This is a genomic window from Microbacterium meiriae (genome assembly GCF_032364335.1).
In the GTDB taxonomy this organism is placed as follows: Bacteria; Actinomycetota; Actinomycetes; order Actinomycetales; family Microbacteriaceae; genus Microbacterium; species Microbacterium meiriae.
The window spans coordinates 3,448,449-3,473,014 of the sequence record NZ_CP133984.1 but is presented as its reverse complement, the minus strand read 5'-3'; the positions used below and the strand labels follow the sequence as shown (position 1 = coordinate 3,473,014).

Genomic DNA, 24,566 nt, shown 5'->3' with positions numbered 1-24,566 from the left:
GGTGCTCCGGACGACGGATCGGGTCGGGGTCGACGTGCCGTTCCCCTGTGGATAACTTCGGATGCCACGGTAGTCACACCGGCTCCGAACGGCAACCTGCCCTTGAAAACACGCGGGCGTGTTGGATGTGGCGGATGCGTCCGGCTTGTGGATAATGGCTGTGCGGTACGCATGGAATGACAAGCGGTACAGGTCGCAGATTTGCCCTGTCCGCCGCCAAGACGTACCCTTAGTCGGTTGACTTATGCCTGTTTGGCAGTTCCCTATGTCTCCGGTCGAAGTGAATCCGGTGACAGCATTCCCGGAGTGATCTCATGAGCAAGCGCACCTTCCAGCCCAACAACCGTCGTCGCGCCAAGAAGCACGGCTTCCGTGCCCGCATGCGTACCCGCGCCGGCCGTGCCATCCTCTCGGCACGCCGCGCGAAGGGCCGTACCGAGCTCTCCGCGTAAGCAGCTGTGCTCGCCCGCCCGTTCCGTTTGACCCGCGGGAGCGACTACCGACTGGTCGTTCGACGCGGATCGCGTTGTGGCGGGGCCCGCGTCCTCACCTCCATGCTGGCGACGGGCGAGAGCAGGGCCGCGCGGTTCGGCTTCATCATCAGCAAGCAGGTGGGCACGGCCGTGGTGCGCAACACCGTCCGTCGGCGACTCAAAGCCGTCTGTGCGGAGGCGCTCCCGCGTGTTCCTCAGGGCACGGATGTCGTCATCCGTGCCCTTCCTGCGTCCGCGACCGCCTCCTACGCGGAGCTTCGCAGCGATGTGCATCGTTGCCTGGCGCGGCTCGCACCGGCCGAGGCCGCCTCATGACCGCGTTGCCGGCCTCGTCGGTGGGGACGGGGGAGATGCACGGGCGCGACGTGCTTCGCAGCATCCCGCTCCTGCCGCGCAACGCCGTGCTCGCCTTCCTGGCGGGGTACCGCAGGGTGGTCTCGCCGATGTACGGGGACGTGTGTGCGTACTACCCCTCCTGTTCCGCCTACGCTGTAGGTGCGGTGCAGCAGCACGGCGCCGTGCGGGGGGCTCTGCTCTCGGCGTGGCGCATCCTCCGCTGCAATCCCTGGTCTCGCGGAGGCGTCGACGACGTCACACCGCACCGACACTTCCGCTACGACCTGACCGCACACGGTTTCGTCGTCCCCTCCCGAAAGGACTGATCGGTGGGTCTTGACCTTCTGTTCGCCAGTGCCACCCCCAGCCCGGAGCCGGCATCCGGCGGATTCGACCTGCTCGGCACGATCCTGTGGCCGCTGAAGTGGGTCGTCGAGCTCATCCTCGTCGCCTGGCATTGGCTGCTGACCGCCGTCGGTCTTCCTGCGGCCTCGGGCATCACCTGGGTCCTCTCGATCGTCGGCCTCGTGATCGTGGTCCGTGCAGCGCTCATCCCGCTGTTCGTGAAGCAGATCAAGAGCCAGCGCAAGATGATGGAAATCGCTCCTGAACTGCGGAAAGTTCAGGAGAAGTACCGCGGCAAGAAGGATCAGCTCTCTCGTGAGGCGATGAGCCGCGAGACGATGGCGCTGTACAAGAAGCACGGCACGACGCCGATGTCGAGCTGTCTGCCGCTGCTCGTGCAGATGCCGATCTTCTTCTCGCTCTACAGCGTGCTGAGCGACGTCAGCAAGCACGCGACGCAGGGCATCGGCGGTGTCGGACTGCTGAATGCGGAGCTCACGCAGGAGTTCTACGACGCCAAGCTCTTCGGCGTCGCGTCGCTGCACGAGAACCTCGGCAATGCGATCGAGGCCCAGAACGTCACCGCGATCATCATCCTGGTGACGCTGGTCGTCCTGATGATCGCGTCGCAGTTCTTCACCCAGCTGCAGATCATCTCGAAGAACCTGTCGCCGGAAGCCAAGACCGGCCAGGCGTACCAGATGCAGAAGATCATGCTCTACGTGCTGCCGCTGGGCTTCATCTTCTCCGGTGTCTTCTTCCCGCTCGGTGTCGTCGTGTACTGGTTCATCTCGAACCTCTGGACCATGGGCCAGCAGTTCCTCGTCATCCGTGAGATGCCCACCCCGGGCTCTGAGGCGGCGAAGGCGCGCGAAGAGCGTCTGGCGCGTAAGGGCAAGGCCATCGATTCCTCGGGCAAGGTCGTGCCGATGTCGGTGTACGAGGCAGAGCAGCAGCGTCTGCTGGAGCAGGCGGAGAAGGCGAAGGCTGAGGCACCGAAGCGACAGCAGCCGGTAGGGAAGAAGCGCGCGAAGAAGAAGGGAAACGCGTCATGAGTGAGGTCGTCACCGGGAGCACCGAGCCCACTGTGGCGCAGCTCGAGAACGAAGGCGATGTCGCCGCGGATTACCTCGAGGAGCTGCTCGACATCGCCGACATCGACGGCGACCTGAACCTCGATGTCCGGCAGGGGCGTGCCTACGTCTCGGTCGAGGCCGAGGGTGACGGCCTCGCGCTGCTCTCCGCTCCGGACACGGTGCAGGCGCTGCAGGAGCTCACGCGTCTCGCCGTGCAGAACAAGACCGGCTCGTTCTCGCGTCTCATCCTCGACATCGGAGGATCCCGCGACACGCGCCGCCGGCAGCTCGTGACCCTGGTCGAGGCGGCGGCCGCCAAGCTCGATGAGGGCTCGTCGCAGGCGTCGCTGCCGGCGATGTCGAGCTACGAGCGCAAGCTGGTCCACGACATCGCTGCCGAGCGAGGGCTCGTCTCCGAGTCGTACGGCGAGGGCGCGGACCGTCACACGGTCCTGCGTCGTCACTGACGTACCGAAGGCGAGTACGGGCGGGTGTCTGAGACGAGCGATTCCGGCGAGAAGACCGTCGAGCAGGAGCCGACTGTCGCTGCCGATCTTTTCGGAGACCGCCTGGAGATCGCTCGGCGGTTCACGGACTCCCTCGCCCGTGAGGGGGAGGAGCGGGGTCTGATCGGACCGCTCGAACTGCCCCGCCTGTGGACGCGTCACATCCTGAACAGCGCGATCGCCGCACCGCTCTTTCACGGTTCCGTGGCGGACATCGGGTCTGGGGCCGGGCTGCCCGGTCTGGTGCTCGCCATCGCCCGCCCCGATGTGTCGTGGACACTGGTTGAGCCGATGGAGCGTCGAATCAACTGGTTGATGGAGCAGGTGAACGATCTCGAGCTCTCGAACGTCACCATCCTCCGTGCGCGTGCGGAGGACGTCCGTGCGAAGGGTGCCTTCGACGTCGTAACGGCTCGCGCGGTGAGCGCGCTGCGTACATTGATTCCACTGACGGCTCCGCTGGTGCGCGATGGTGGTGAACTCACCCTCTTGAAGGGCATGAACGCCGCGAACGAGATCGAGGCGGCGCGGAAGCAGATCGCGAAGTTCACACTCTCCGACGTTCGCGTCGAGGTTCTGGGCGAGGGACTGCTTCCCGAGACGACCCGGGTCGTCCGTGCCCACGTGCGCTGAGGACATTGTCGTTTCACGTGAAACACTGCCGTCAGAGCGGCTCTCTCTGGTGGGCACTACCTCTTGATCGACTGATCCGAAAAGGTTGTGCCCCCTCACGCATGGGGTCCGCCCGGACAGGCCATGTTTCACGTGAAACAACAACGAGTGTCGGAGCAGTGCGGTAGGACGCTACTCTCGGCTCCGAAGGCGCTGAGTCGGGAATCGCGTTCACTGGGTGCATCGGCGACGTCGGTGTCTGGTTGCTCCAGTTACGGTGAACCTGAATCGGCGACCGACCTCTGTCTGACACGGTTGTCGGGAGCGCTGGGTTCGGCGGCGTGAAGGTTCATCCATCGCGGGAGCATCTTCGCCGAGGCGGTCAGAGGCGAGTATCACGTCTCCGGAGGCCGGCCTCGGAGGAGGGAATCGGTAGGCGCCGCCACGCAACTCCTTGGCATCGGAGCTGTGGACGGGCGTACTCATCAAGGTCTCCGAGTCTTTTCGGAAAGCGCGTGGGGAGACCGGTGGGGCACCCACCGATCGAGCCAAGGAGCGGGGGGCGCTGCCCCGGGCAGTTCGTAGGTCAAAAGTGATGTTCTCCTGCGAGGTCATTGGACGCACTGCTCGTTGAGTGCCCTTCTGCTCGACACCGGCACCTGCCCGTGCTGGTGGGTCAGCGGGCGGGGGTGCTGTCTTCACGGTGCGGCGTGGTGGGCTGCGGATCGCAGAACCTCCCGTGAGTCAGACGCAGGAGGTGGGATCGTGGTCGGCGTGGCCACATCAGACACACAACCGTTTCACGTGAAACGTCGCGCGATTCGCTTCGACGAGTTATCGCACGCGCCTACGTCGTCCGCTGACCATCTCCGAGCGTTTGCCATGGCGCATTCGGTAGTGGAGGAGGTATCCCTCAGTCGTAGCGATCTTGAATGAGTGTTTCACGTGAAACAGTCGGTTTCTCGGGGGTGGCTCCCACGGTGCCCGAGTGCCGTCCTCCCGCTGAGGGTCACCGATCTTCAGCGCGTGCGCAGAGTGTAGTGACGGTGAGTGCGGCACGGGGCGAACGTGTCATGTCCCTCTGCATCGGGTGCGTACCTATGCTCATCGGTCGTCGGGGGGAGCCCTCGTCAGAGTCGGCTGGGGCGTGCCGCTAGCTCCTGCAGGTCGCTGCGGCAGTGGAGGTTCCCCGCGGGGGTGTCGACAGGCAAGAAGGTCATCCGCTCGGCGAAGCTACCGCAGGGGGTGCCTCGGTGCCTCGTTTCCTCTGCCGTCTGAGACGCACATGGTGCCACCAGTCCTGTCAGTGACGTTCGGGGTGTGCCTCGAAGCCTGGACTGGAGCCGGCGGGCGGCATTCTCGTGGGAAAGTGTGACGGTGTCGCCGGGTTCTGCGGCGGGGGAGGCGGCGCGATACTTCGTCCCGTGCCTGGTCAATGATGACTCGGGGCAACCGGGCCGGGCCCTGGCATTCGATGGTGTGTCGACGTGTAAAGGCACCCGGTGAGTGGCCCTCTTCGGAGGAGTGGCCTCTGAACCTCTCTGCGGCGCTATCGGATCCCTCGTGCCTCGTCTCGAGTGTCGTCGGGGGGAGACGGGGTGTAACCGGTGCAGGCCTGGCGTTGGATGGCGTGTGTCCATGTGTGGAGGGGGCCGGTGAGAGCCTTGACGCGGGACTGGGCTTTGGAGCTTTTGGCCGCTGCGGCAGAGGCGCTCATGCCTCGTCTCGTGTTTCGTCCGGGGAATGACTCCGGACAACCGGGGCTGGCCTTGATCCCTCAACGGTGTCCCTCGAAGAGCGGGCCGGCCCCGGTGATCGGCCTTCCCGCGGAGGAGTGGGCAACGGTGTGACCGGGCGCCGCTGTGGCAGACGTGCCGCGGTGCCTCCTCTCTATAGCGGTCCGCGGCGGACCTGCTGCGAGCTCTGATCCTCGCTATGGACGGTGTGCACAGGAAGGGGAGTGGGAGCTGTGTGTGGCGTTCGCGCGAGGTCGGGTATGAACGTGCCCTGCCGCCACCGTGGGGCTATCGCTCGCGTGACGCAGATGGCTCTTGAGCGACGGTCGTTCCACACACTTCGGGCGCGCATGCCGAGTGGTGTGCGTGGATGGGCGACGCCACGTCGTTCGATGGGCGTCGCCGTGAAGGGAAATCCCTCCGCGCCAGGACTGCTCCCAGGTGTGCTCCGTCGTCGCGGGGCGACCCGAGCAGCGGCTGGGAACACGTGCTGCTGTGCGTGCCCGAGATGGTGAACGGATGTGAACAGGTCAGGAGGGGTTGTGTTTCACGTGAAACAGACCGCGATCGGGCGGCGGATTCATGGGAGACGAGCCGTCGCAAAGGGCGAAGGGACGGGCCACATTGGGGGTCGGTGCCCCCATGCGGCGCGATCCTTCGTCCACCTGCCGGCTCGGACGCTGGCGGAGGCAGCCGTGTGATGCTCCGCGAGTTGTGCGGGCAGGCAGATCATGGAGGGGCCAGAACGACGCGACGCGCCTGTTGCGCTGGCATACGGAGCACGGGGCGCGAGCGGACCGGATCGGTGCCGCGTGACGCTGGCGTCCTCCCGGCCGAGGGTGCACGCGTGAAGGATCCGCGTGCTCTGCGGGGGAGGTGCCCGGCAGAGCGGTGGCTCGCGGGTGTAGGCAGGGGTTATCCAGAAGGACGCGGTCGCGGATTCGCCTGACCGCGGCAGGCACCCCCGTGGAAGCTGCGACAAGGTACCCGAGTGAGGTGGGGAGGCGGAGGTTTGCGAGCGCGGGACTGGGCCTCGAGAAATGTGGGGTCGAACCGGACGACGCGGAGAAGCTAGGCCGGACCGCCAGGCGCTCTCGTCGAGGAGGGGCAGGAGGTCGGCTCGCGAGCATGCTTCGGTGGAGAGGTCAGGTCCCCAGTCGCGTGACTCACCCACCCGTCTCAGCAGGGCCAGCCGGTACCAGCGCTGGGGGCGTCTCTTGGCGCTTCGTCGGCATCGAGTTGCGCGAAGCCACCGGTGACGAAAGCCGCGTTCAGCCGGCCGTGGCTGAAGCCGTCGTTTCACGTGAAACGAACGTCACTGGAGCTCCCAGTCCGCGTATATGTGGAAGTGCGCGGACGGGAGCATCTCCGCCGCCCGGTCGCGCCTGTGATCCGACGTCGGTCGCTGCGATTAGAGTGGAACGCGGCCCCGAAAGGAGTGGATGTTTCACGTGAAACAGTCCGAGAAGGCATCGTCGAACGAATCGTTCGGGATGGACACCCCCCTCGCGCGAGAAATCGCGGATCTCTCCGTTCGTCGCCGCGCGCTCGAAGCAGTCACCGTGGAGTTCGGGGGAGACACGCGAATCCTGACGGTGTCGAACCAGAAGGGTGGCGTGGGTAAGACCACGAGCGCCGTCAACATCGCTTCGGCATTGGCTGGTCTGGGTGCGAAGGTGCTCGTCATCGACCTGGACCCCCAGGGGAACGCCTCCACGGCGCTCGGGGTGCCGCATAATGCCGACACACCGAGCGTCTATGACGTCCTCATCGACGAGTTCCCGCTCGCGGAGATCGTGCAGCCCAGTCCGGAGAGCCCCAATCTCTTCTGTGCACCGAGCACCATCCACCTCGCGGGTGCCGAGATCGAACTCGTCGCACAGGTCGCCCGGGAGCACCGACTTCGCCGTGCTCTGGAGGACTACCTCGTCGACAACCCTGTCGACTTCGTCATCATCGATTGTCCCCCATCGCTCGGACTCCTCACGATCAACGCGTTCACCGCGGCGAACGAGGTCTTCATCCCGATCCAGTGCGAGTACTACGCCCTGGAAGGCCTGAGCCAGCTGCTCGGCAGCATCCAGATGATCCAGAAGCACCTGAATCCGAGCCTCCATCTCTCGACGATCCTCCTGACGATGTTCGACGGGCGGACGCGTCTGGCGCAGCAGGTTGCGGAGGAAGTGCGCTCGCACTTCCCGTCACAGGTGTTGGACACCGTGATTCCGCGGTCCGTACGCGTATCGGAAGCCCCCAGTTTCGGCCAGACGGTCATCGCCTACGACGGTCAGTCCGCCGGAGCGATCGCCTACCGTGAGGCCGCCGTCGAGATCGCGTCGCGACAGACGCAGAGCAAGGAGAAATAATGGCGAAGCGCACTGGACTCGGCCGCGGCATCGGCGCCCTCATCCCGACGGCGGACCAGGCCGAACGTCCTGTCGACGTGTTCTTCCCGGGCGCGAAGATCGCTCCGGCACCCGAGGCTCCCTCCGCGAACGCCGACGCGGCACCCGAGGCTGAGCTCGAGGCGGTGCCCGGGATCCACCTGATCCAGGTCGACCCGCAGGCGATCGTCCCCAACCCCCGCCAGCCGCGCACGCACTTCAACCCGGAGGACCTCGCGGAGCTCGTGCACAGCGTCCGCGAGTTCGGCGTGCTGCAGCCGGTGGTGGTCCGGAAGAACAGCGACGGCGAGTACGAACTCATCATGGGGGAGCGGCGCACGCGGGCAGCCCGCGAGGCCGGACTCGAGTCGATCCCGGCCATCGTCCGGGATACCGCCGATGAGGACCTGCTGCGGGACGCGCTCCTGGAGAACCTCCACCGCTCGGAGCTGAACCCGTTGGAGGAGGCATCGGCCTACCAGCAGCTCCTCGACGATTTCGGCATCACGCAGGAGGAGCTCGCGACGCGCATCGGGCGTTCCCGTCCGCAGATCAGCAACACCATCCGCCTGCTCAAGCTTCCTGTCCCCGTGCAGCAGCGGGTGGCCGCTGGTGTCCTGACCGCCGGACACGCGCGCGCGATCCTGAGCGTGGACTCGCCGGAGGCCATGCAGCGCCTGGCGGACAAGGTCGTCAACGAGGACCTCTCCGTCCGTGCCACGGAAGAGGCGGCCAAGTCGCAGCCCTCCGCAGGGAAGACTCCAAAGCCCACGCCCGGGGCACGCCGGGCGTACCTGGATGAGGTCGCCGGCAAGCTGGGGGACCGGCTCAACACCCGCGTCCGGATCGCACTGGGAGCTCGGAAAGGCCAGGTCACGATAGATTTCGCATCGATCCAGGACCTGAACCGTATTCTCGAGGAGCTCGGCGAAGAAGGGTACGGCTCCGCGCGCTGACCCCGCCCCTGGTCGGGGGTGACATAGACTCGCGTCATCTTGTCGATGCGAGGGGGATGTCATGTCCAGACCAGCTGATCCAGCGAGTATCAAGCGTCGCGTGATCGCCGTCAGTATTGCGGCGGCTCTGGGCGGATTCCTCTTCGGATTCGACACCGCGGTGATCAACGGTGCTGTCGATGCCCTGGCGGGAGATGTCTCAGGGTTCGACCTCGGCACGGGTCTCAAGGGCTTCGCTGTCTCCTCCGCCCTGATCGGCTGTGCGGTCGGCGCCTGGTTCGCCGGCCCGGTGTCGAACAAGTTCGGACGCATCCCGGTGATGGTTGTCGCCGCGGCGATGTTCTTCGTCTCGGCGATCGGCTCCGGACTCGCGTTCAGCGTAGTCGACCTCATCGTCTGGCGTGTGATCGGCGGACTCGGCGTCGGCGCGGCTTCGGTGATCGCCCCCGCCTATATCGCGGAGGTGTCTCCCGCCGCGATCCGCGGTCGTCTGGGATCGCTGCAGCAGCTCGCCATCGTCCTCGGCATCTTCGCCGCCCTGCTGTCGGACGCCCTCCTCGCCGGCATCGCGGGGGAGGCCGACCAGCCGCTCTGGGGCCTGACCGCCTGGCGATGGATGTTCATGGTCGCGGCCATCCCCGCGCTCGTCTACGGGTTGATGTCGCTCCGGCTGCCGGAATCCCCGCGCTACCTGGTGCGCAAGGGCGAAGTGAAGCGTGCCGCGGAAGTGCTCCAGACCGTCACGGGGACGATCGACACCGAGGCGAAGATCAAGGAGATCACGGGCACGATCGACACGGAGCGCTCCGAGTCGCTGCGAGACCTGCGAGGCAGCCGTCTCGGCCTCAAGCCGATCGTCTGGGTCGGCATCCTGCTGTCGGTGTTCCAGCAGTTCGTCGGCATCAACGTGATCTTCTACTACTCCACGACACTGTGGCAGTCGGTCGGATTCGACGAGTCCAGCGCTCTCCTGACCTCCGTCATCACCTCTGTGACCAACATCGTCGTCACGATCGTCGCGATCCTGCTCGTCGACCGGATCGGTCGCCGGATCATGCTGCTCGTCGGCTCCGTCGGCATGACGGTGACCCTCGGACTCATGGCGCTCGCCTTCTCGTTCGGCACGCTGGATGCCTCGGGCACCGCGACGCTTCCCGACCCGTGGGCGACCGTCGCCCTCGTCTGCGCCAACGGCTTCGTGGTGTTCTTCGGTGCGAGCTGGGGGCCGCTCGTGTGGGTGCTCCTGGGCGAGATCTTCCCCAACTCGATCCGTGCGGGCGCTCTGGCCGTGGCTGCCGCGGCGCAGTGGGTGGCGAACTTCTTCATCTCGACGACGTTCCCCGCGTTCGCGGAGATCGGCCTCACCTTCGCGTACGGCTTCTACGCCTTCTTCGCGCTGCTGTCGTTCTTCTTCGTGTTCTTCAAGGTGCCGGAGACCAAGGGCCGCGAGCTCGAGGACATGAGCGAGGATGCGAAGGTGGAGCGCCGACCCCGTCGCGCACGCGCGTAGGCTGGAGGGATGACCGAGTCCGTCCCCCGTCGCGCCAGCCTGGAAGTGCTGCGCGCCGAGGCGTCGGACGAACTCGCCGTCCTCGTCCAGGAGCGCCTGCTCGGCGGTGAGGACCCCTGGGAGTTCATGGAGGAGCTGCCCAGTGTCGACGAACTCGTCGTCTACCTGCTGCGCGCCGACAACATCGCCGCGAACGACGGGGTACGTCCCAACGCCGCGCGGCATTACCGCGTGCTGCGCCAGATCGCCCTGGAGTACCCGGAGCTCACACCAGCCGTCTGGGGACTCCTGGACGAGAAGCAGCGCCATCGTCGCTGGGACCCTCGCATCGCCGACGCCTCCTGACGACCGATGCTCCTCGTTCCCTACGACCCGTCGTGGCCGCAGCGATTCGAGGAGTTCGCGGCATCGATCCGCGCTGCCAGGGCGGACGGCTGGATCGTCGAGCACATCGGTTCGACGGCGATCCCTGGGATGAGCGCGAAGCCGGTCATCGACCTCGCGGTGCGGGTGCAGACAGGAGAAGAGTTCGACGCGTACCGGTCCGCGTTGGAGGCGGTGGGATGGCGCACCGGCAGCGGAATCCGCACTCATCCGGTGATGATCATGGAGGCGGCCGGGGAGCGCCTCGCCATCGCACACTTCTTCACGGCAGCCGAATGGGATACCGCGCCTCAGCGCCTGCTGCGGGACTGGTTGTGCGCGCACCCGGACGATGCGGAGCGATACGAACGCGTCAAGCACGACGCAGCGCGGGCGGCGGAGGAGCGGAACTCCTCCTACAACGCAGCGAAGACCGCTGTCATCCAGGAGATCGTCGACAGGGCGCGGGCAGCACGGGGGCTCGAGCCGGTGGACGTGTACGACAAGCGCTGATCACCCTAGGCTGGCCGAGCATGCGAGAAGGGCCGCGCCCGGAGGCGCGGCCCTTCTCGTGGTCGTGGGGGATCAGCCGAGGAAAGCGGCGAGATCCTGCTCGAGGGCGAACTTCGGCTTGGCGCCGATGATCGTCGTCTTGACCTCTCCGCCCTGGAAGACCTTCATCGCCGGGATCGACGTGATCTGGTACTTCATGGCCAGCTCCGGGTTCTCGTCCACGTTGAGCTTGAGGATGGTGATCTTGTCGGGGTTGTCGGACTGGATCTCGTCCAGCACCGGCGCGACCATACGACACGGACCGCACCACTCGGCCCAGAAGTCCACCAGCACGGGACCATCGGCCTGCAGCACGTCCTGCTCCCAGGTCGCCTGGCTCGTTGCCTTTGCACTCATCAGAGTTCTCCTTGTTCGAGGTTCGCCTGTTGCAACAACGGGCGGGGGGAAAGTGTTCCCGGCCCTGGTCAGGCCGTGATGACCTCGGCGGCCTCGGCTGCGGGGACCTCGACGGACGCGTCCTCGAGATCGGCGAGGAAGTGCTCGGCGTCGAGAGCCGCGATCGTGCCCGTCCCGGCGGCGGTGATGGCCTGGCGGTAGGTGGGGTCGATCACGTCACCGGCGGCGAAGACACCGGGGACCGACGTCCGCGAGGAGCGTCCGTCGACCCAGATCGTCCCTTCGGGCGTGAGCTCGAGCTTCTCGTGCACGAGGTGCGTGCGCGGGTCGTTGCCGATCGCGATGAACAGGCCGTCGAGAGGGAGGTCGCGCAGCGACCCGTCCTCCGTGGAACGCAGCTGCACGCCGGAGACGGCGGTGTCGCCGAGGATCTCCACGACCTCGCTGTTCCAGACGAACTCGATCTTCTCGTTCGCGAAGGCGCGCTCCTGCATGATCTTCGAGGCGCGGAGGGAGTCCTTGCGGTGGATGACGTACACCTTGTCCGCGAAACGCGTGAGGAAGGTGGCCTCCTCCATCGCCGAGTCGCCGCCGCCGACGACCGCGATGGTCTTCTGACGGAAGAAGAAGCCGTCGCAGGTGGCGCACCAGGAGACGCCGAAACCGGAGAGACGCTCCTCGCCCGCGATCCCGAGCTTGCGGTAGGCCGAACCGGTGGCGTAGATGATCGTCTTGGCCTCGTGGGTGGCACCCGAACCGAGGGTGACCTTCTTGACGGGACCGGCGACATCGAGCTCCGTGACGTCGTCGTAGAGCACCTCGGTGCCGAACTTCTCGGCCTGCTCCTGGAACTTCGCCATGAGCTCAGGGCCCTGGATGCCCTCCGGGAAGCCGGGGTAGTTCTCCACCTCGGTCGTGTTCATGAGCTCGCCGCCGACCTCGACGGAGCTCGCGATGAGGAGCGGCTCCAGGTTCGCGCGCGCCGCGTAGATGGCAGCCGTGAATCCGGCGGGGCCGGAGCCGATGATGATGACCTGACGCATGTGATCTCCGTTAGAAAGGCGGTGCCGTCGAAAGACGTCCGACTGCTTCAACCCATGGTAACCGCGGGGCATTCCCGCGTCAGCGGCCGGGCAGGAAGCGGCGGACGAGCCCGCCGGCGGCCTTCAGCTCCGGGGCGCGGAAGACCGCGAGGATCGCGACGTAGACGATCACGACGACGAGGCCGACGACGGCGGTCGCCAGGGCGCCGGGGATGACTCCGGACGTGGCCCATCCGGTCGTCCCCCCGATCAGGAGGAACGTTCCCCATCCGGCGAGCCCCGCCGGGATCGCGGCGACCGCGAACAGCGCGAGAGCACGCAGCCAGGACAGGATTCCGATGCCGCCGATCTTGCGATGCAGCAGCCAGGTGGCGACGATCGTCTGCAGCGTGCTGGCGATGGACTGCCCCAGAGCCACGGCGGCGGCCAGCTGCGTGAGGTCGATGACCTCCGCCGACAGCAGGGCGACGGCTCCCAGCGCGGTCACGACGATCAGCGCGCACTGGAAGATCGTGAACCAGAAGGGCGTGCGCGTGTCGTCGTACGCGTAGAACGTGCGCTGCACGATGAACAGGATCGTGAGCGGGATCAGGCTGACCAGGTAGCAGAGGAGGACGACGGCCGCCCCCTCGGCGTCGGAAGGACTCTCGGTGAAGACACGGGAGGCGGGGATCGCCGCGGCGGCCACCGCGGCGACGGCGGCGACGATGAAGAACAGCAGCGTGCGGATGCTGCGCGAGATGTCTCCGCGGACCTCGTCGTGCCGCCCGGCGGCGGCGTGCTCGCTGATCTGCGTGAAGTACGGGGTCCCGATCGACAGCACGATGACCGAGTAGGGGAGCATGAAGATGAGCCAGGCGTTCGTGGTCACGGCGAGCGAGGCGCCCGACTCCGAGGCGTTGCTGACGATGTTGCCCTGCAGCACGCCGGCGGACAGTGAGGCGAACGCCATCAGGAAGGTCCATCCCGCGAGCTTTCCCACGTTGCCGAGGCCGACGCCCCGCCACTGGAAATCGGGGCGGAGCGAGAGGCCCGTCCGACGCCAGAAAAGCAGCAGGACGAGCGCCTGCACGGCGATGCCGAGGGTCGCCGTGCCCCCGAGCAGGGCGATCATCTCCGGCGTCCAGTCGGCGGAGTCGCGGGACACCGGCGAGAACGCCCATCCCAGGATCAGGAATCCGATGATCGAGACGATGTTGTTGACGACCGGCGCCCAGGTGAACGGACCGAAGATGCGCCGCGCGTTCAGGGCTTCGCCCAACAGGGCGTACAGACCGTAGAAGAGGATCTGCGGGAGACACCAGTACGCGAGCGCGGTCGCGAGCGCCTGGGTCGTCGAGGAGAGCCCGCCTGCCACGATCTGCACGAGCCAGGGCGCTGCGATTGTGGCGAGAGCCGTGACGGCGACGAGCACGACCGTCCCGAGGGTGAAGAGCTTCGAGATGAACGCGTTGCCCCCGTCGGCGTCGGCGGTGGCCTTGACGATCTGCGGCACGATCACCGCGGTGAGGATGCCGACGGAGATGAGGGAGAAGACGCTGTTCGGGAGCGTGTTCGCCGCGGCGAAGGCGTCGGCCGGGCCCGACTTGAACGAGCCGATCACCGCCACGAGGACGATACTGCGCAGCAGCCCGGTCACGCGGGACACCATGGTGCCGGCGCCGATGATGGCGCTGGCGCGCCCGAGACTAGTCACGCGACTCCTTTGTGGGAGGGGCATCCGGGCCGTCGGGGCGCTCCTGCACCGCGGCTTCCGCTTCCTTCTCCTCGATCAGTTCCTCGACGGCGGCCTCTACGGCCTGCTCCTCGATGGCCTCCCGACGCTTCCGGCGCACCGTGCGCACCACCCCGAGGGCGATGAGGAGCACGGCGAGGCCGCCGAAGACGATGAGGCCGATGGTCTCCCATTCCGCGCGCACCGCGACACGGATGGTCTGCTCGGACTGGATCGGCACTCCGGTTGGGCTGGTGAGGCTGAGGCGCAGGTCGAGCTCGCCGCTGCCGACCCGGGCCGACACCGGCACCTTCGCCCTCGTGGTCGAACTCGCCTGCACGGCGACGTCGATCACGGGTGTCACTTCGAGGCGCGGATCAGTGGGGGACGCGTACAACCGCACCGTCACCGGCCACGGGAGGTCGTTGCGCACGGCGATGGGGAGGTCGGCGTTGGCCGTGAGGAGCTGGATGGTGCTGGAGTCGGGGATGCTGACGGCGCCGAGCGTCTCGGTGGTGCGCGCGCGATGGGCCGCGACCTTCTCGATGAAGGCTTCCGCGGAGGAACCGACCGCGATGGTGCGCAGGATCCGGATCCGCTCCGGGCTCAGCAGCACGAGGGGGTCACTGAGGATGGTCGCGAAAGCGGTGAGGGAGCGCTCATCGGCGAGGAGGTTCGTGAGGTCGGACGCCCGGGTCGCCGCGGCCGTCTCCGGCAGTGTCACCGCGACGGCAGGGGCCGCCCGCACCGCCGAGAGCTCGAAGCCGATGGAGTCCGCGGTGGAGATCGCGTCACGAAGGGCCTCTGCGGGACGACTCTCGTCGCGCTCCAGGCCGATGAGGAGCGGAGCGCCAGGCGCCCGGGCACCGGCGAGGAAGAGCCGGGCTGCCGCCTCTGCCAGCAGCCCCTGGCGGGGAGCCGAGGCGGATTCGGTCGCCGCTGCGGAGAGGGCCGCCGACGTGGCCGCGTCGGTGACGAGCAGGTCCTGTCCGCCCGCCGTCGCATGAGCCGCACTCTGACCGCCGACCGTCTCGGACGACACGACCGTCGTGGCGGTGCCCCCCAGGTAGCCGGTGAACGACGCGAGGTCAGCCTGCGTGAGGTCGCTCTCCGGCCAGACGATTCCCGGGACCGCGCCGTCGATCTCCGTGAGCTCGTCGTCGGTGGGAAGCGCGGGCCCGTCGGTCGGCGTCGCCGAGGGGTCGGCGGTGGCGGCGGGGGTGTTCGTCGGTGTCACGGCGCGCTGCTGCGGGAAGGCCGCGGGATCGAGCAGCGAGGTCAGCGGCAGCGGCGCCAGCGCCTCGGGCAGACCGGCCTGCGCCTGCACCGTGAGGTCGGCATCGCCGAACTGCAGGGCGAAGCGGGCGTTGGGGAGTTCGTCGAGCCTCTGCAGCCAGTCGCTCGCCGTGGAGGGAGCCGCGGTGCCCAGTGCGCGGATCGAGGTGAGGATGGCGGGATCGACCGCGAGCACAGCCGTCGTCCCGGCGACGCCGTCGAGCTGCGCGGTGAGGTCGCCGTCCGGGGCGGTCAGCTCCGTGAGCTCGTCAGCGCTCAGGAGGGCACCGCCGGCCGGGGTGGCGGTGATGGGCACGAGGACGCCGACCGGACTGGTCGGGCTGGAGCTGACCACGAGGACGCTCGTCGCGCTGGTGTCCCAGGTGGTGGTGCGCTCCCCCTCGGCGTCCTCCGTACCGGCATCGCTCAGGGAGGCCCGCAGCGGGTACACCCCCGGTTTCAACGGCTTCAGCGTCTCCTGCGGCACGAACACGGTGGTGGTGGCGGATCCGCCCGCCTCCGCCGGCTTGGTGGCCTCTTCGCCGAGGGGAAGGAAGGAACCGGCGGCCTGACCCTCGTCCAGCCATTCGGTCACGGCATCGTCGTCGGTCAGTGGGGTGCTGCCGAGCTCGATCTCGACGCGACCCGCGGAGAGCTCCGCCTCGGTCTCGTTCTCGATCGTGACCACGGCCGACGTCGACGTCCCCGGCGCGACGGTGCCGCGTAGACCCGCCGTGACGTGCAGTTCGACACGGTGGTCGTCGTCCGCGGCGGGCTGGTCGGCCGCCATCGCGGGACCGGCGACACCCACCGCGCAGACGCCGGCGGCGACCACGAACGCCGCGAGCCGGCGCGCACGCGCGCGGAGGCCCGTCGGGGGAGTGATCGCGGTCATGAAGGTCTTCCTCGAACGCCGGGGAAAGGCGGATCGTGAGTACTGACCCTGCGATTCTAGGAGGCCGGACGGAGGAGAACCCTGAAGACGCGTAGAGTGACGGCCGTGTCCGACACCCCCACCCCCCGCCCCGACCCGCTCCACAGCGCTGCGTTCGCCGCGGATCTCGATGCCGCCGATCTCCGATCCGAGCCGCTGCGACGTCTCTGGGGCGAGGAGGCGGATGATGCACTCGCCCGTGGTCTGCGCGAGCCCATCCTTCGGGCGATCGCCGAGGATGAGGGGGTCCTCGCGACCCTCGGACGCCTCCTGGTGCTCGGCCTTCCCCAGCCGCGCGCGGCCGTGGAGCGCGCACTGCCGACGCTCGGCGTGGACGGGCTGGAGGCTCTGGGGATGGCGACGACCGACGCCGACACCGTGACGCCGAGCGCGCTGCTGCGCCCGCAGTCGTTCGTCGACGAGGACGGAGTCGGGGAATGGTGGATCGCCAGCGACCTGGACGAGGTCGCCCTCGACGGCCCACTGCCCGCCGACCACGTCCTCGGTGTGGGCGGCGCCTCCCGCACGCTCGCTGAGACGGTCGTCCCGCTCGCGGTGGATCGTGCCCTCGACCTCGGCACGGGCTGCGGCATCCAGGCGCTCCTCGTGGCACGACGCGCCGGCCGGGTCGTGGCCACCGACGTCTCCCGCCGCGCCCTCGCTTACGCCGCGCTGAACGCACAACTGAACGGGGTCACGAACATCGAGTTCCGTCACGGGAGCATGTTCGAGCCGGTCGCCGGGGAGGCGTTCGACCTCATCGTCTCGAACCCGCCGTTCGTGATCACCCCGCGCACGGCGGGGGTGCCCGCCTACGAGTATCGCGACGGCGGTCTGGTCGGCGACGCACTGGTCGAGCAGTTCGTGCGCACGGCACCGGCGCACCTCACCCCGGGCGGCATCGCGCAGCTGCTGGGCAACTGGGAGTCGCGGACGGGCATCACCGGCCTCGCGCGGCTGGACGCGTGGGTGCCCGCCGACCTCGACCTGTGGGTCGTGGAGCGGGAGGAGCTGTCCCCTCTCGCCTATGCCGAGCTGTGGATCAGGGACGGCGGGATCACACCGCGCGATGCCGCCTTCACTCCGCTGCTGACCGCGTGGCTCGACGACTTCGCGGCGCGCGGCGTGACCGCGATCGGCTTCGGCTACGTGCTGCTCCGCCGGGGGCAGGGGGAGCTGCTGCGGCGATCGGAGCGGGTGACGCAGCCCGTGGCGAACGTGGGCGCGGCGCTCGGCCTCGGGCTCGCGGCCCACGATGCGCTCGCCGCAGGGCTGCCCGACACCCTCGTCGTGGCTCCGGACGTCACCGAGGCGCGCCACCTTCTCCCCGGTAACGACGACCCGAGCGTGATCGAGCTGCGTCAGGGCGGCGGGTTCGCACGCACCGTCGCGGTGGACCCCGCGCTGGCCGGCTTCGTCGGCGCGTGCGACGGCGAGCTCCAGGTGCTGCAGATCGCCCCCGCCCTCGCGGACCTCTTCGAGGTGCCGTTCGCGCAGCTGTGGGCGGAGCTCGAGCCGCGCATCCGCGGGCTCGTCCTCGACGGCTTCCTGCTCCCGGGGGAATAGTCCCGGCTTCCATGCGTTCGAATACACCATGAAGGCTTTCGGATTCCTCTCGTTCGGTCACTACGCCGACGTGCCCGGCTCGGCCACCCGCACGGCGGGCGACATGCTGAAGCAGACCATCGAGATCGCGGAGGGCGCCGACGAGCTCGGCGTCAACGGCGCCTACGTCCGCGTGCACCACTGGGCACGCCAGGCGGCGTCCCCGATGCCGCTGCTGACGGCCATGGCCGCGCGCACCGAGCGCATCGAGGTCGGCACCGGCGTGATCGACATGCGGTACGAGAACCCGTTCCAGTTCGCCGAGGAGGCGGCCGCACTCGACCTCATCGCGGACGGCCGTATCGCGCTCGGCGTGAGCCGCGGGTCACCCGAGACGGCGCTGCGCGGCTACGAGACCTTCGGCTTCCGCGACGAGGAGGACCCGGAGCGCGGCAGCGTGCTCGCACGGGAGAAGTTCGAGATCTTCCTCCGCGCCATCGACGGCGAGCGACTCGCTCCCGGCGACCCCCGGATGGTGGGTGCGGGACAGTACCTCGCGATCGAGCCGCAGTCCCCCACGCTGCGCGACCACATCTGGTGGGGCTCGGGTTCGCGCGCGACGGCCGAGGAGACCGGCCGCAAGGGACTCAACATGATGAGCTCGACGCTCGTGACGGAGGCCACCGGTCAGCCCTTCCACGAGCTGCAGCGCGAGCAGATCGAGCTCTTCCGCTCCGCCTACCGTGAGGCCGGCCACACCGGGACGCCTCGCGTGTCGGTCAGCCGCAGCGTGTTCCCGCTCGTGTCGGACATGGACCGCGCCTACTTCGGGCTGCGGAGCGAGGAGAACGGCGACCAGATCGGCATCATCGACGGGTTCCGCTCCACGTTCGGCAAGACCTACGCCGCGGAGCCCGATGTCCTCATCGAGCAGCTCCGTCGGGACGAGGCCGTCATGGCCGCGGACACCCTCATGCTGACGATCCCGAACCAGCTCGGGCCGGAGTACAACCTCCACGTGCTCGAGGCGTTCGCGGAGCACGTGGCGCCGGCCCTCGGGTGGAAGCCCAACACGGAGGGTCCGGTCCAGGGCGACCCCGTGGTCTGATCCGGTACGGCGGTCCGACCGATAGTGTCGGAGGCATGTCCGCAGGCAGTTCCCCCCTCACCATCCGGCCGTGCCGGGGGGAAGAGGAGTACGCGGAACTCGTCGAGATCTGGCGCAGCGCCGTTCGCGCCACCCATGACTTCCTGGAGGAGACCGACTTCGCCCGGATCGAATCGCACCTCGCGTCCGACTACTTCCCCGCGGTGACCCTCACCGTCGCCGAGCAGGACGGGGTTCCGGTCGGGTTCGCCGGCGTCCACGACGACGGGCTGGAGATGCTGTTCGTCTCCTATGCCGTTCGCGGACGCGGTGTGGGCTCTGCCCTGCTCACCGAGGTCGTCGTCCACCAGGGCGTGGCCAGGGTCGATGTGAACGAGGACAACCCGGGCGCGCGCGGGTTCTACCGCAGCCGAGGCTTCGTGGAGGTGGGCCGGAGCGCGCTCGACGGTGACGGTCGTCCCTATCCGATCATCCACATGGCGCTTTCGGACGACCCCAAGGCCTGATCCGCGGGTGTCCGGTACGGCGGCCCGCTCTTGACACCGGCCGCGGAACGCCCGACGCTGGGGACGGCGCGCCGACCGGTGCCCGTCCCCACCGCTTCGGAGGCACCATGACCCGCGTGCGCGTCGACCTCAACATCACTCTCGACGGCTTCGCCACGACGACCGATCAGACCCCGGAGAACCCGTTCGGCGAGGACTGGGGACGACTCACCGCCGCCTACACCGCGACCCGCACCTTCCAGGAGCGCGTCTTCCACGACACCAGCGGCGCCGGCACGACCGGGGTGGACGAGAAGTACGCGGCACAGTACTTCCAGGGCATCGGTGCCGAGATCATGGGCGCCGGGATGTTCGGCCTCCACGCGAACCCGGACGACCCGGAGTGGCGCGGCTGGTGGGGCGAGGAGCCGCCGTTCGAGGTTCCGGTGTTCGTCCTCACCCACACCCCGCGCCCGCCGATCGAGTTCGCGAACGGCACGAGCTTCCGCTTCCTGACCGCGACCCCCGAGGAGGCGCTGCGGGAGGCCGTGGCGGTGGCCGGAGGGCGTGACGTCCGTGTCGGCGGCGGGGCGACCACGGTCCGGGAGTTCCTGCGCGCGGGGCTCGTCGACGACCTGCACGTGGGCATCACCCCGATCCTCACCGGCAGCGGGATCCGTCTGTGGGACGACCTGCGCGGCCTCGAGGCCGGCTATCGCGTGACCTCCGAGGTCGCGGAGTCCGGCGTGACCCACATCACGTTCTCCCGCGAGGCCTGAGGCCCCGGCGCGCGGTCGCAGATTCGCACCGAGGTCGCACGGATTGCCGGGAGAACCTGCGACCTCGTGCGGAAGTGCGGTTGTGCCCAGGAAAGTCGCGGCAGGGGTCTGGAAGGATCGGGGCGTGCATTCCGCGCTCGCTCCCTCCGAAACCGTCCCGTTCCGGGGGCGCCGCTCCGTGGTGCTCTCGGTGTTCCTCATCCCGCTGGCTCTGGCGCTCCTGCTGTTCACCGTCGAATCCGGCCCCGTCTTCCTCGTGTGTCTCGTGGCCGTCCTCCCCGCGGCGGCGGTGACGATGTTCGCCGCGCGCTGGGTCGCTCCGCGGGTCTCGCGCTCCTGGACGTCTTCCCTGCTGGCGCCGGCCTGGGGCGCCGGTGCCGCGGTGCTCATCGCCACCGGGCTCGGCGCGTGGTCTTCCGAGCAGGCGCTGTACGTCGACGATCAGGGCATCCTGCGCGAGGCGATCCCCTCGACGTGGGTGCTGACGCCCATCGTGGAGGAGCTCGGGAAGGGTCTCGGGGTGCTGCTCATCCTCGTGCTCGCCCGGCGCGTCGGGCGCCGCGGCGTGCTCTTCGGCGCGATGGCCGGGGCGCTGGTCGGCGTGGGCTTCGCGGCGGTGGAGGATGCCTCCGCCATCGCGGCTGACATCGCGGCGAACGATGTGGGCTACGGCGTGGTGACGTGGATCGTCCGCACGCTGACCTTCCCCACGCATGCCGCCCTCACCATCTGGACCGGGGCGGCACTCGGCCTCGCGCTGGACGCCCGTCGCGCCTGGTCCCGCCCGCTCGTCGCGCTCGCCGGACTCACGGTGGCCATCGGAGCCCACGCCGCCATCAACTACGGGAACCTCGCCGGCGCCACCGATCAGGCCTCGTTCTTCACAGCCGTGGGCACAGCCTTCGGCTGGATAGCGGTGTCGACGGTCTTCGCGGTGACCCTCCGCCTCGTGCTGACCCGCCGCGGAGCCTGAGCCCTCGCGGATCGCGTGCACAGCTTCGGAGATCTCGACCGACACGCCGACGTGGGGGGGGCTGAACGACGGCGAGTCGAGCCCCGGCTCCGAAGCTGTGCCCGGACGGGCGGCGGCCTCGCGGGTGCTTCAGATGTCGCTGAAGTCGTTGCCACCGGTGCTGAGGCGGCTCACGATGTCGCCGGTCATCTGGAGGTCGACGTACTCCACACCGACCTCGCCGGGGTTCACGAGCGAGGAGGTGCCGGGTACTTCCCGCACGCCGATGCTCAGGTAGTCGGCGACGCCATCGCCGTCCTCATCCCACCCGTCCACGGCCCCTGCGGCCATCGCCTCAGCGCGCGTCGAGCCGATGCCGATACCCTCCGGAGTCCGGACGATCACTCCCGGCGCGTCTGCCGACACGACGAGGTCGATGCGGGTGTCGCGGACCGTGGCCTTCGTTCCCGGCCAGTCGTAGCCGGCGTACACGGCGCCGTATGGACCCTCCACGGGTGCCTCCGTCGGCGCCGCTCCGAACGCATCGGTGAGGGCCGCGAGGGCGCCGTCGGCGTCGTCGTATGCGAGGACCGGGCCGTCATCGATCGAAAGGCCGTCAACCGAGATCTCGACGACACGGTCCGCGGGCGTCGCGGGGGGAGAGGCGATGATCGACGGCGACGGCGACGGCGACGGCGACGGCACTGGTCCACCGCCCTCCGTGCTCTCGGGCGCGCAGGCGGTGAGGGCGAAGCCCAGGAGTGCAGCTGCGGTGGAAGCGATCACGAGCCGAGAGGGGTGGGGCATGGCTTGAGCCTAGAGTGAACGCGGGATCGACCGGCGGACGGAGGCTGAACCGTTATCGGTGGGGGATCCGTGCGCGAAGAGTGGGCGCCGCCCGGGGACCACCCCGGACGACGCCCGCTGACGGGCTACGCCGTTTCGATCGTCTCCACCGTGGCATCCCGGCGGCGGCGACGCAGCGCGAACAGACCGAGGCCGGCGGCGAGCAGCACGACCGCGCCGATGACGAACGGCGTGCTGTCGGCACCGGTCGTCGCGAGGTCGCCGTCGGTCGCGCCACCCGAGTCGCTCTCACCGGGGACGATCGCTCCGCCACCGGCCGCCGCGGCCACGGTCAGGGAGGCCGTCACCTCTGAGCCGTCGGGGAGGATCACGGCGAGGGTGTGCGCACCCGCCGGGGTGCCCGCCGGGATGGTGACGGTGCGCGCGAACGTGCCGTCCGCCGCGACCGTGACCGTACCGAGCGAGACCGGGTCGGACCGCAGCTCGAGCGCGAGCTCGGCGCCCTCCGCGAAGCCGCTGCCCGACACGGCGAGCGTGCCGCCGGCGGTGACCGAGGACGCGCCCAGCTCGACGGTCGCGGGCTTCTCGGGCTCCGGCTCCTCCGTGACCGGTGGGGTGACGCCGGCCTCGGTCACCCACTTCTCGCCCGCGTCGGACTTGGTCACGGTGAACGTGTCGTAGACCGCGCCCACGGGGAGGTCGGTCGTGGCGTCCGGCTGCTTCTCGGCGAGGTACGACCGGTAGACGAGCTGGTTCTTCGAGACATCGATCACCTGGTAGGTCGTCACGCCCTGGCCGCGCAGCACCTGGGTCGCGCCGTTGTTGGTCCAGACGTTCTTCTCGGGCGTCTCCAGGTCATAGTGCTTGGCGCCGGAGTTCGACACGACGTACACAGGACCCGTGGTCAGACCGGGAGTGTCCGTGGCATCCGTGTTCACGAAACCGCGGGCATACGTGTGGTCGTGGCCCATGAGCACGAGGTCGATGTCGTTGCGCTGGAAGACGGGCAGCCACTCGGCACGGAGCACCGGCTCGTCACGACCGGCCGACGCGGAGAACACCGGTTGGTGGAACGTGACGACATTCCACTTCGACGGGCTGTTCTGCAGCAGCAGGTCGAGCCACGCCGCCTGGAAGCGCGTCCACAGCGTGCCGATCTGCGACGACGGGCATTCCGCGCCCGTGCAGGAGGGGAGCCCGGCCGGCGTGAGGAAGGTCGTGTCGCGGGTCGCGTTCAGGGTGATGAAACGGACGCCCTGGTAGTCGGTGTAGTACGCGGTCTCTGCGGCGAACGAGCTCCAGTGGTCGAAGAACGCACGATACTGCTGTGCGACCTCGGAGTCGCCCTTCGCGAGGTTCGCGAGCTCCCCGATCGAGCTCGTGGACGGGTTGTTGTGCGGGTACTCGAACGCGGCCTTCCAGGCGGTGAGGAGCTTGTCCCCCGAGTACTCGTGGTTGCCGGGGGCGGCCATGACGTTGGTGCGCACGGCGGAATCCTCCATGCCCTTGAACCAGTTCAGCCACTCGTTCTCGTTGCTGGACGTGTTGATGAGGTCTCCGGCGTGCACGGAGCCGATCGATCGCGGGGCGTGGGCCTCTGCCTGCTTCACCACGCTCGGCCAGGTGGTGTCGAGACCGATCTGGGCGTCGCCGTAGTAGATGAACTGGAAGTCGCTCGCCTTCGGGTCCGCGGTGCGGAACTCGTGCCAGTCGCTCCAGCTGCCGGGGAGGCCGACGCGGTAACGGTACGCGGTGGCGGGGGTGAGGTCCGTGACGGTGGCCGAGAAGTGCTTGTTCGGGTTGCCGTTCACCACTCCGGCGTCATAGGCGTCGACCGTCCTGGTGGCGCCACCTGCTGCGGGGCCGATCTCGACCTGACCTGCCGTGTGCGACGCGTCGCCGGCGAGCCAGGAGAACGACTGCGACACCTCCGGCTTCTCGGTCGGGGTGAGGATGACGCGGGTCGGCGGGGCGACGACGGGAGTGCCGGGGTCGGAGGCCTTCACGAGGGTCAGCGACGACATGTCGAAGTAGATGTCGGAGCTCGAGGCCCGGTCCTGGAACAGCGACACGGCGATGGTGTTCGTGCCGTCGCGGAGCAGGTCGCCCTCGGCGCTGAACGTGCTGGTCAGGGGGTCGCCGTTGGAGTCTCCGGCGTACTCGACGTTGGTGGTGTCGGTGATGCGGCCGTCGACGTAGCGGGCCACCTCTTCGCCGTTGATCCACACGATGATCGCGTCGTCGAAGGTGACGGTGCTCTGCAGGGCGGCGACCTGCTCGGCGACGCCGGCCTCCAGCTCGAAGGTCGTGCGGAAGAAGTACGTCGGCACCGTCGGTGCCTTCACCCCGTCGAGGTAGTGGTTGAGGAGTGTCTTCGGGGTCTGCGGTCCCACCGGCGCGAGGGCGCCGTTCTTGGCACCGAAGCTGCCCGGTGCGGTCTTCCAGGCGCTGTCGTCGTACGCGGGCAGGGTCCAGTCGCGCAGCGCGGCCGGGGCGGGCGACGGGTCGGAGCCGTCGTCGAGGTAGTGCCAGGGGGTGTCGCCGGTGAGGAGCGAGCCGGTCGGCACTTCCGGGTCGGGCGCGGCGAGGGCCGCGGGGGCGACGACGGCGCCGCCGAGCACGGCGAGCAGCGCGACGGACGTCAGTCCGCGACGCCGCCACCGCACCGCAGGGGTGGGGGAGGTCATGTCTGTCCTT

22 protein-coding genes are annotated in these 24,566 nt (G+C 68.6%); 16 read left to right on the top strand and 6 right to left on the bottom strand.

Features of this window, described 5'->3' with window-relative positions; genetic code table 11:
• Nucleotides 1-314 precede the first annotated feature (314 nt).
• From rpmH to RI211_RS16920, 11 genes are all read left to right on the top strand, one after another.
• The gene (gene rpmH, locus RI211_RS16970; protein WP_022879826.1) at nt 315-452 is read left to right on the top strand and encodes a 50S ribosomal protein L34; all 138 of its coding nucleotides are present in this window, start codon (nt 315-317) and stop codon (nt 450-452) included.
• Nucleotides 453-458: 6 nt separating this feature from the next.
• Nucleotides 459-809 (top strand): ribonuclease P protein component, encoded by a 351-nt coding sequence (rnpA, locus tag RI211_RS16965; protein ID WP_187662786.1) that lies wholly within the window; start codon nt 459-461, stop codon nt 807-809.
• Complete coding sequence (gene yidD, locus RI211_RS16960) at nt 806-1,156, top strand: membrane protein insertion efficiency factor YidD (protein ID WP_187662785.1); 351 nt, start codon at nt 806-808, stop codon at nt 1,154-1,156. The genes rnpA and yidD overlap by 4 nt, the downstream gene beginning before the upstream one ends.
• Nucleotides 1,157-1,159: 3 nt before the next feature.
• Nucleotides 1,160-2,230 (top strand): membrane protein insertase YidC, encoded by a 1,071-nt coding sequence (gene yidC, locus RI211_RS16955; protein ID WP_315636777.1) that lies wholly within the window; start codon nt 1,160-1,162, stop codon nt 2,228-2,230.
• Nucleotides 2,227-2,718 (top strand): Jag family protein, encoded by a 492-nt coding sequence (locus tag RI211_RS16950; protein ID WP_187662783.1) that lies wholly within the window; start codon nt 2,227-2,229, stop codon nt 2,716-2,718. Before yidC ends, RI211_RS16950 begins: the two co-directional genes overlap by 4 nt.
• A gap of 24 nt (nt 2,719-2,742) precedes the next feature.
• Nucleotides 2,743-3,390, top strand: a complete 648-nt coding sequence (gene rsmG / locus RI211_RS16945; RefSeq protein WP_315636776.1) for a 16S rRNA (guanine(527)-N(7))-methyltransferase RsmG — start codon at nt 2,743-2,745, stop codon at nt 3,388-3,390.
• A gap of 3,208 nt (nt 3,391-6,598) precedes the next feature.
• On the top strand, nt 6,599-7,471 hold the full coding sequence (locus RI211_RS16940; protein ID WP_315636775.1) for a ParA family protein: 873 nt from the start codon (nt 6,599-6,601) through the stop codon (nt 7,469-7,471).
• Nucleotides 7,471-8,445 carry a ParB/RepB/Spo0J family partition protein gene (locus RI211_RS16935; RefSeq protein WP_187662781.1) on the top strand — a complete coding sequence of 325 codons (975 nt, stop codon included), beginning with the start codon at nt 7,471-7,473 and terminating at the stop codon, nt 8,443-8,445. The genes RI211_RS16940 and RI211_RS16935 overlap by 1 nt, the downstream gene beginning before the upstream one ends.
• A gap of 61 nt (nt 8,446-8,506) precedes the next feature.
• Entirely contained in the window at nt 8,507-9,955 is a 1,449-nt protein-coding gene (locus tag RI211_RS16930; RefSeq protein WP_187662780.1) for a sugar porter family MFS transporter, read from the top strand.
• A gap of 9 nt (nt 9,956-9,964) precedes the next feature.
• The gene (locus RI211_RS16925) at nt 9,965-10,300 is read left to right on the top strand and encodes a hypothetical protein (protein ID WP_025102860.1); all 336 of its coding nucleotides are present in this window, start codon (nt 9,965-9,967) and stop codon (nt 10,298-10,300) included.
• A gap of 6 nt (nt 10,301-10,306) precedes the next feature.
• A complete protein-coding gene (locus tag RI211_RS16920; protein WP_315636774.1) occupies nt 10,307-10,831 on the top strand; it encodes a GrpB family protein in 525 nt (174 codons plus the stop codon).
• A 72-nt stretch (nt 10,832-10,903) separates the two neighbouring features.
• Here the strand turns inward: RI211_RS16920 and trxA are convergent, their stop codons facing one another.
• The 4 genes from trxA to RI211_RS16900 form a co-directional block, all read right to left on the bottom strand.
• A complete protein-coding gene (gene trxA, locus RI211_RS16915) occupies nt 10,904-11,227 on the bottom strand; it encodes a thioredoxin (protein ID WP_025102859.1) in 324 nt (107 codons plus the stop codon).
• Between the two features lie 68 nt (nt 11,228-11,295).
• Nucleotides 11,296-12,270: a thioredoxin-disulfide reductase gene (gene trxB / locus RI211_RS16910; protein WP_187662777.1), complete on the bottom strand. Its 975-nt coding sequence runs from the start codon at nt 12,268-12,270 to the stop codon at nt 11,296-11,298.
• A gap of 79 nt (nt 12,271-12,349) precedes the next feature.
• Nucleotides 12,350-13,966, bottom strand: coding sequence for a murein biosynthesis integral membrane protein MurJ (murJ, locus tag RI211_RS16905; RefSeq protein ID WP_315636772.1), 1,617 nt, complete (start codon nt 13,964-13,966; stop codon nt 12,350-12,352).
• On the bottom strand, nt 13,959-16,154 hold the full coding sequence (locus tag RI211_RS16900) for a DUF6049 family protein (protein WP_315636771.1): 2,196 nt from the start codon (nt 16,152-16,154) through the stop codon (nt 13,959-13,961). The genes murJ and RI211_RS16900 overlap by 8 nt, the downstream gene beginning before the upstream one ends.
• 96 nt (nt 16,155-16,250) lie before the next feature.
• Here RI211_RS16900 and RI211_RS16895 point away from each other — a divergent pair, with 96 nt between their 5' ends.
• The 5 genes from RI211_RS16895 to RI211_RS16875 all read left to right on the top strand — a co-directional run bounded on the left by RI211_RS16895 (nt 16,251) and on the right by RI211_RS16875 (nt 21,083).
• Nucleotides 16,251-17,759, top strand: coding sequence for a DUF7059 domain-containing protein (locus RI211_RS16895; RefSeq protein WP_396654921.1), 1,509 nt, complete (start codon nt 16,251-16,253; stop codon nt 17,757-17,759).
• Nucleotides 17,760-17,787: 28 nt separating this feature from the next.
• On the top strand, nt 17,788-18,846 hold the full coding sequence (locus RI211_RS16890) for an LLM class flavin-dependent oxidoreductase (RefSeq protein ID WP_315636769.1): 1,059 nt from the start codon (nt 17,788-17,790) through the stop codon (nt 18,844-18,846).
• 35 nt (nt 18,847-18,881) lie between these two features.
• Nucleotides 18,882-19,352, top strand: coding sequence for a GNAT family N-acetyltransferase (locus tag RI211_RS16885; protein WP_315636768.1), 471 nt, complete (start codon nt 18,882-18,884; stop codon nt 19,350-19,352).
• 107 nt (nt 19,353-19,459) lie between these two features.
• Entirely contained in the window at nt 19,460-20,110 is a 651-nt protein-coding gene (locus tag RI211_RS16880; protein ID WP_315636767.1) for a dihydrofolate reductase family protein, read from the top strand.
• A gap of 124 nt (nt 20,111-20,234) precedes the next feature.
• Nucleotides 20,235-21,083 (top strand): PrsW family glutamic-type intramembrane protease, encoded by an 849-nt coding sequence (locus RI211_RS16875; RefSeq protein WP_315636766.1) that lies wholly within the window; start codon nt 20,235-20,237, stop codon nt 21,081-21,083.
• A 129-nt stretch (nt 21,084-21,212) separates the two neighbouring features.
• Here RI211_RS16875 and RI211_RS16870 read toward each other — a convergent pair whose 3' ends face one another.
• Together RI211_RS16870 and RI211_RS16865 are read right to left on the bottom strand one after the other, a co-directional pair.
• Nucleotides 21,213-21,869: a hypothetical protein gene (locus RI211_RS16870; protein ID WP_315636765.1), complete on the bottom strand. Its 657-nt coding sequence runs from the start codon at nt 21,867-21,869 to the stop codon at nt 21,213-21,215.
• A gap of 125 nt (nt 21,870-21,994) precedes the next feature.
• Nucleotides 21,995-24,556, bottom strand: coding sequence for a fibronectin type III domain-containing protein (locus tag RI211_RS16865; RefSeq protein WP_315636763.1), 2,562 nt, complete (start codon nt 24,554-24,556; stop codon nt 21,995-21,997).
• Nucleotides 24,557-24,566: the final 10 nt, after the last annotated feature.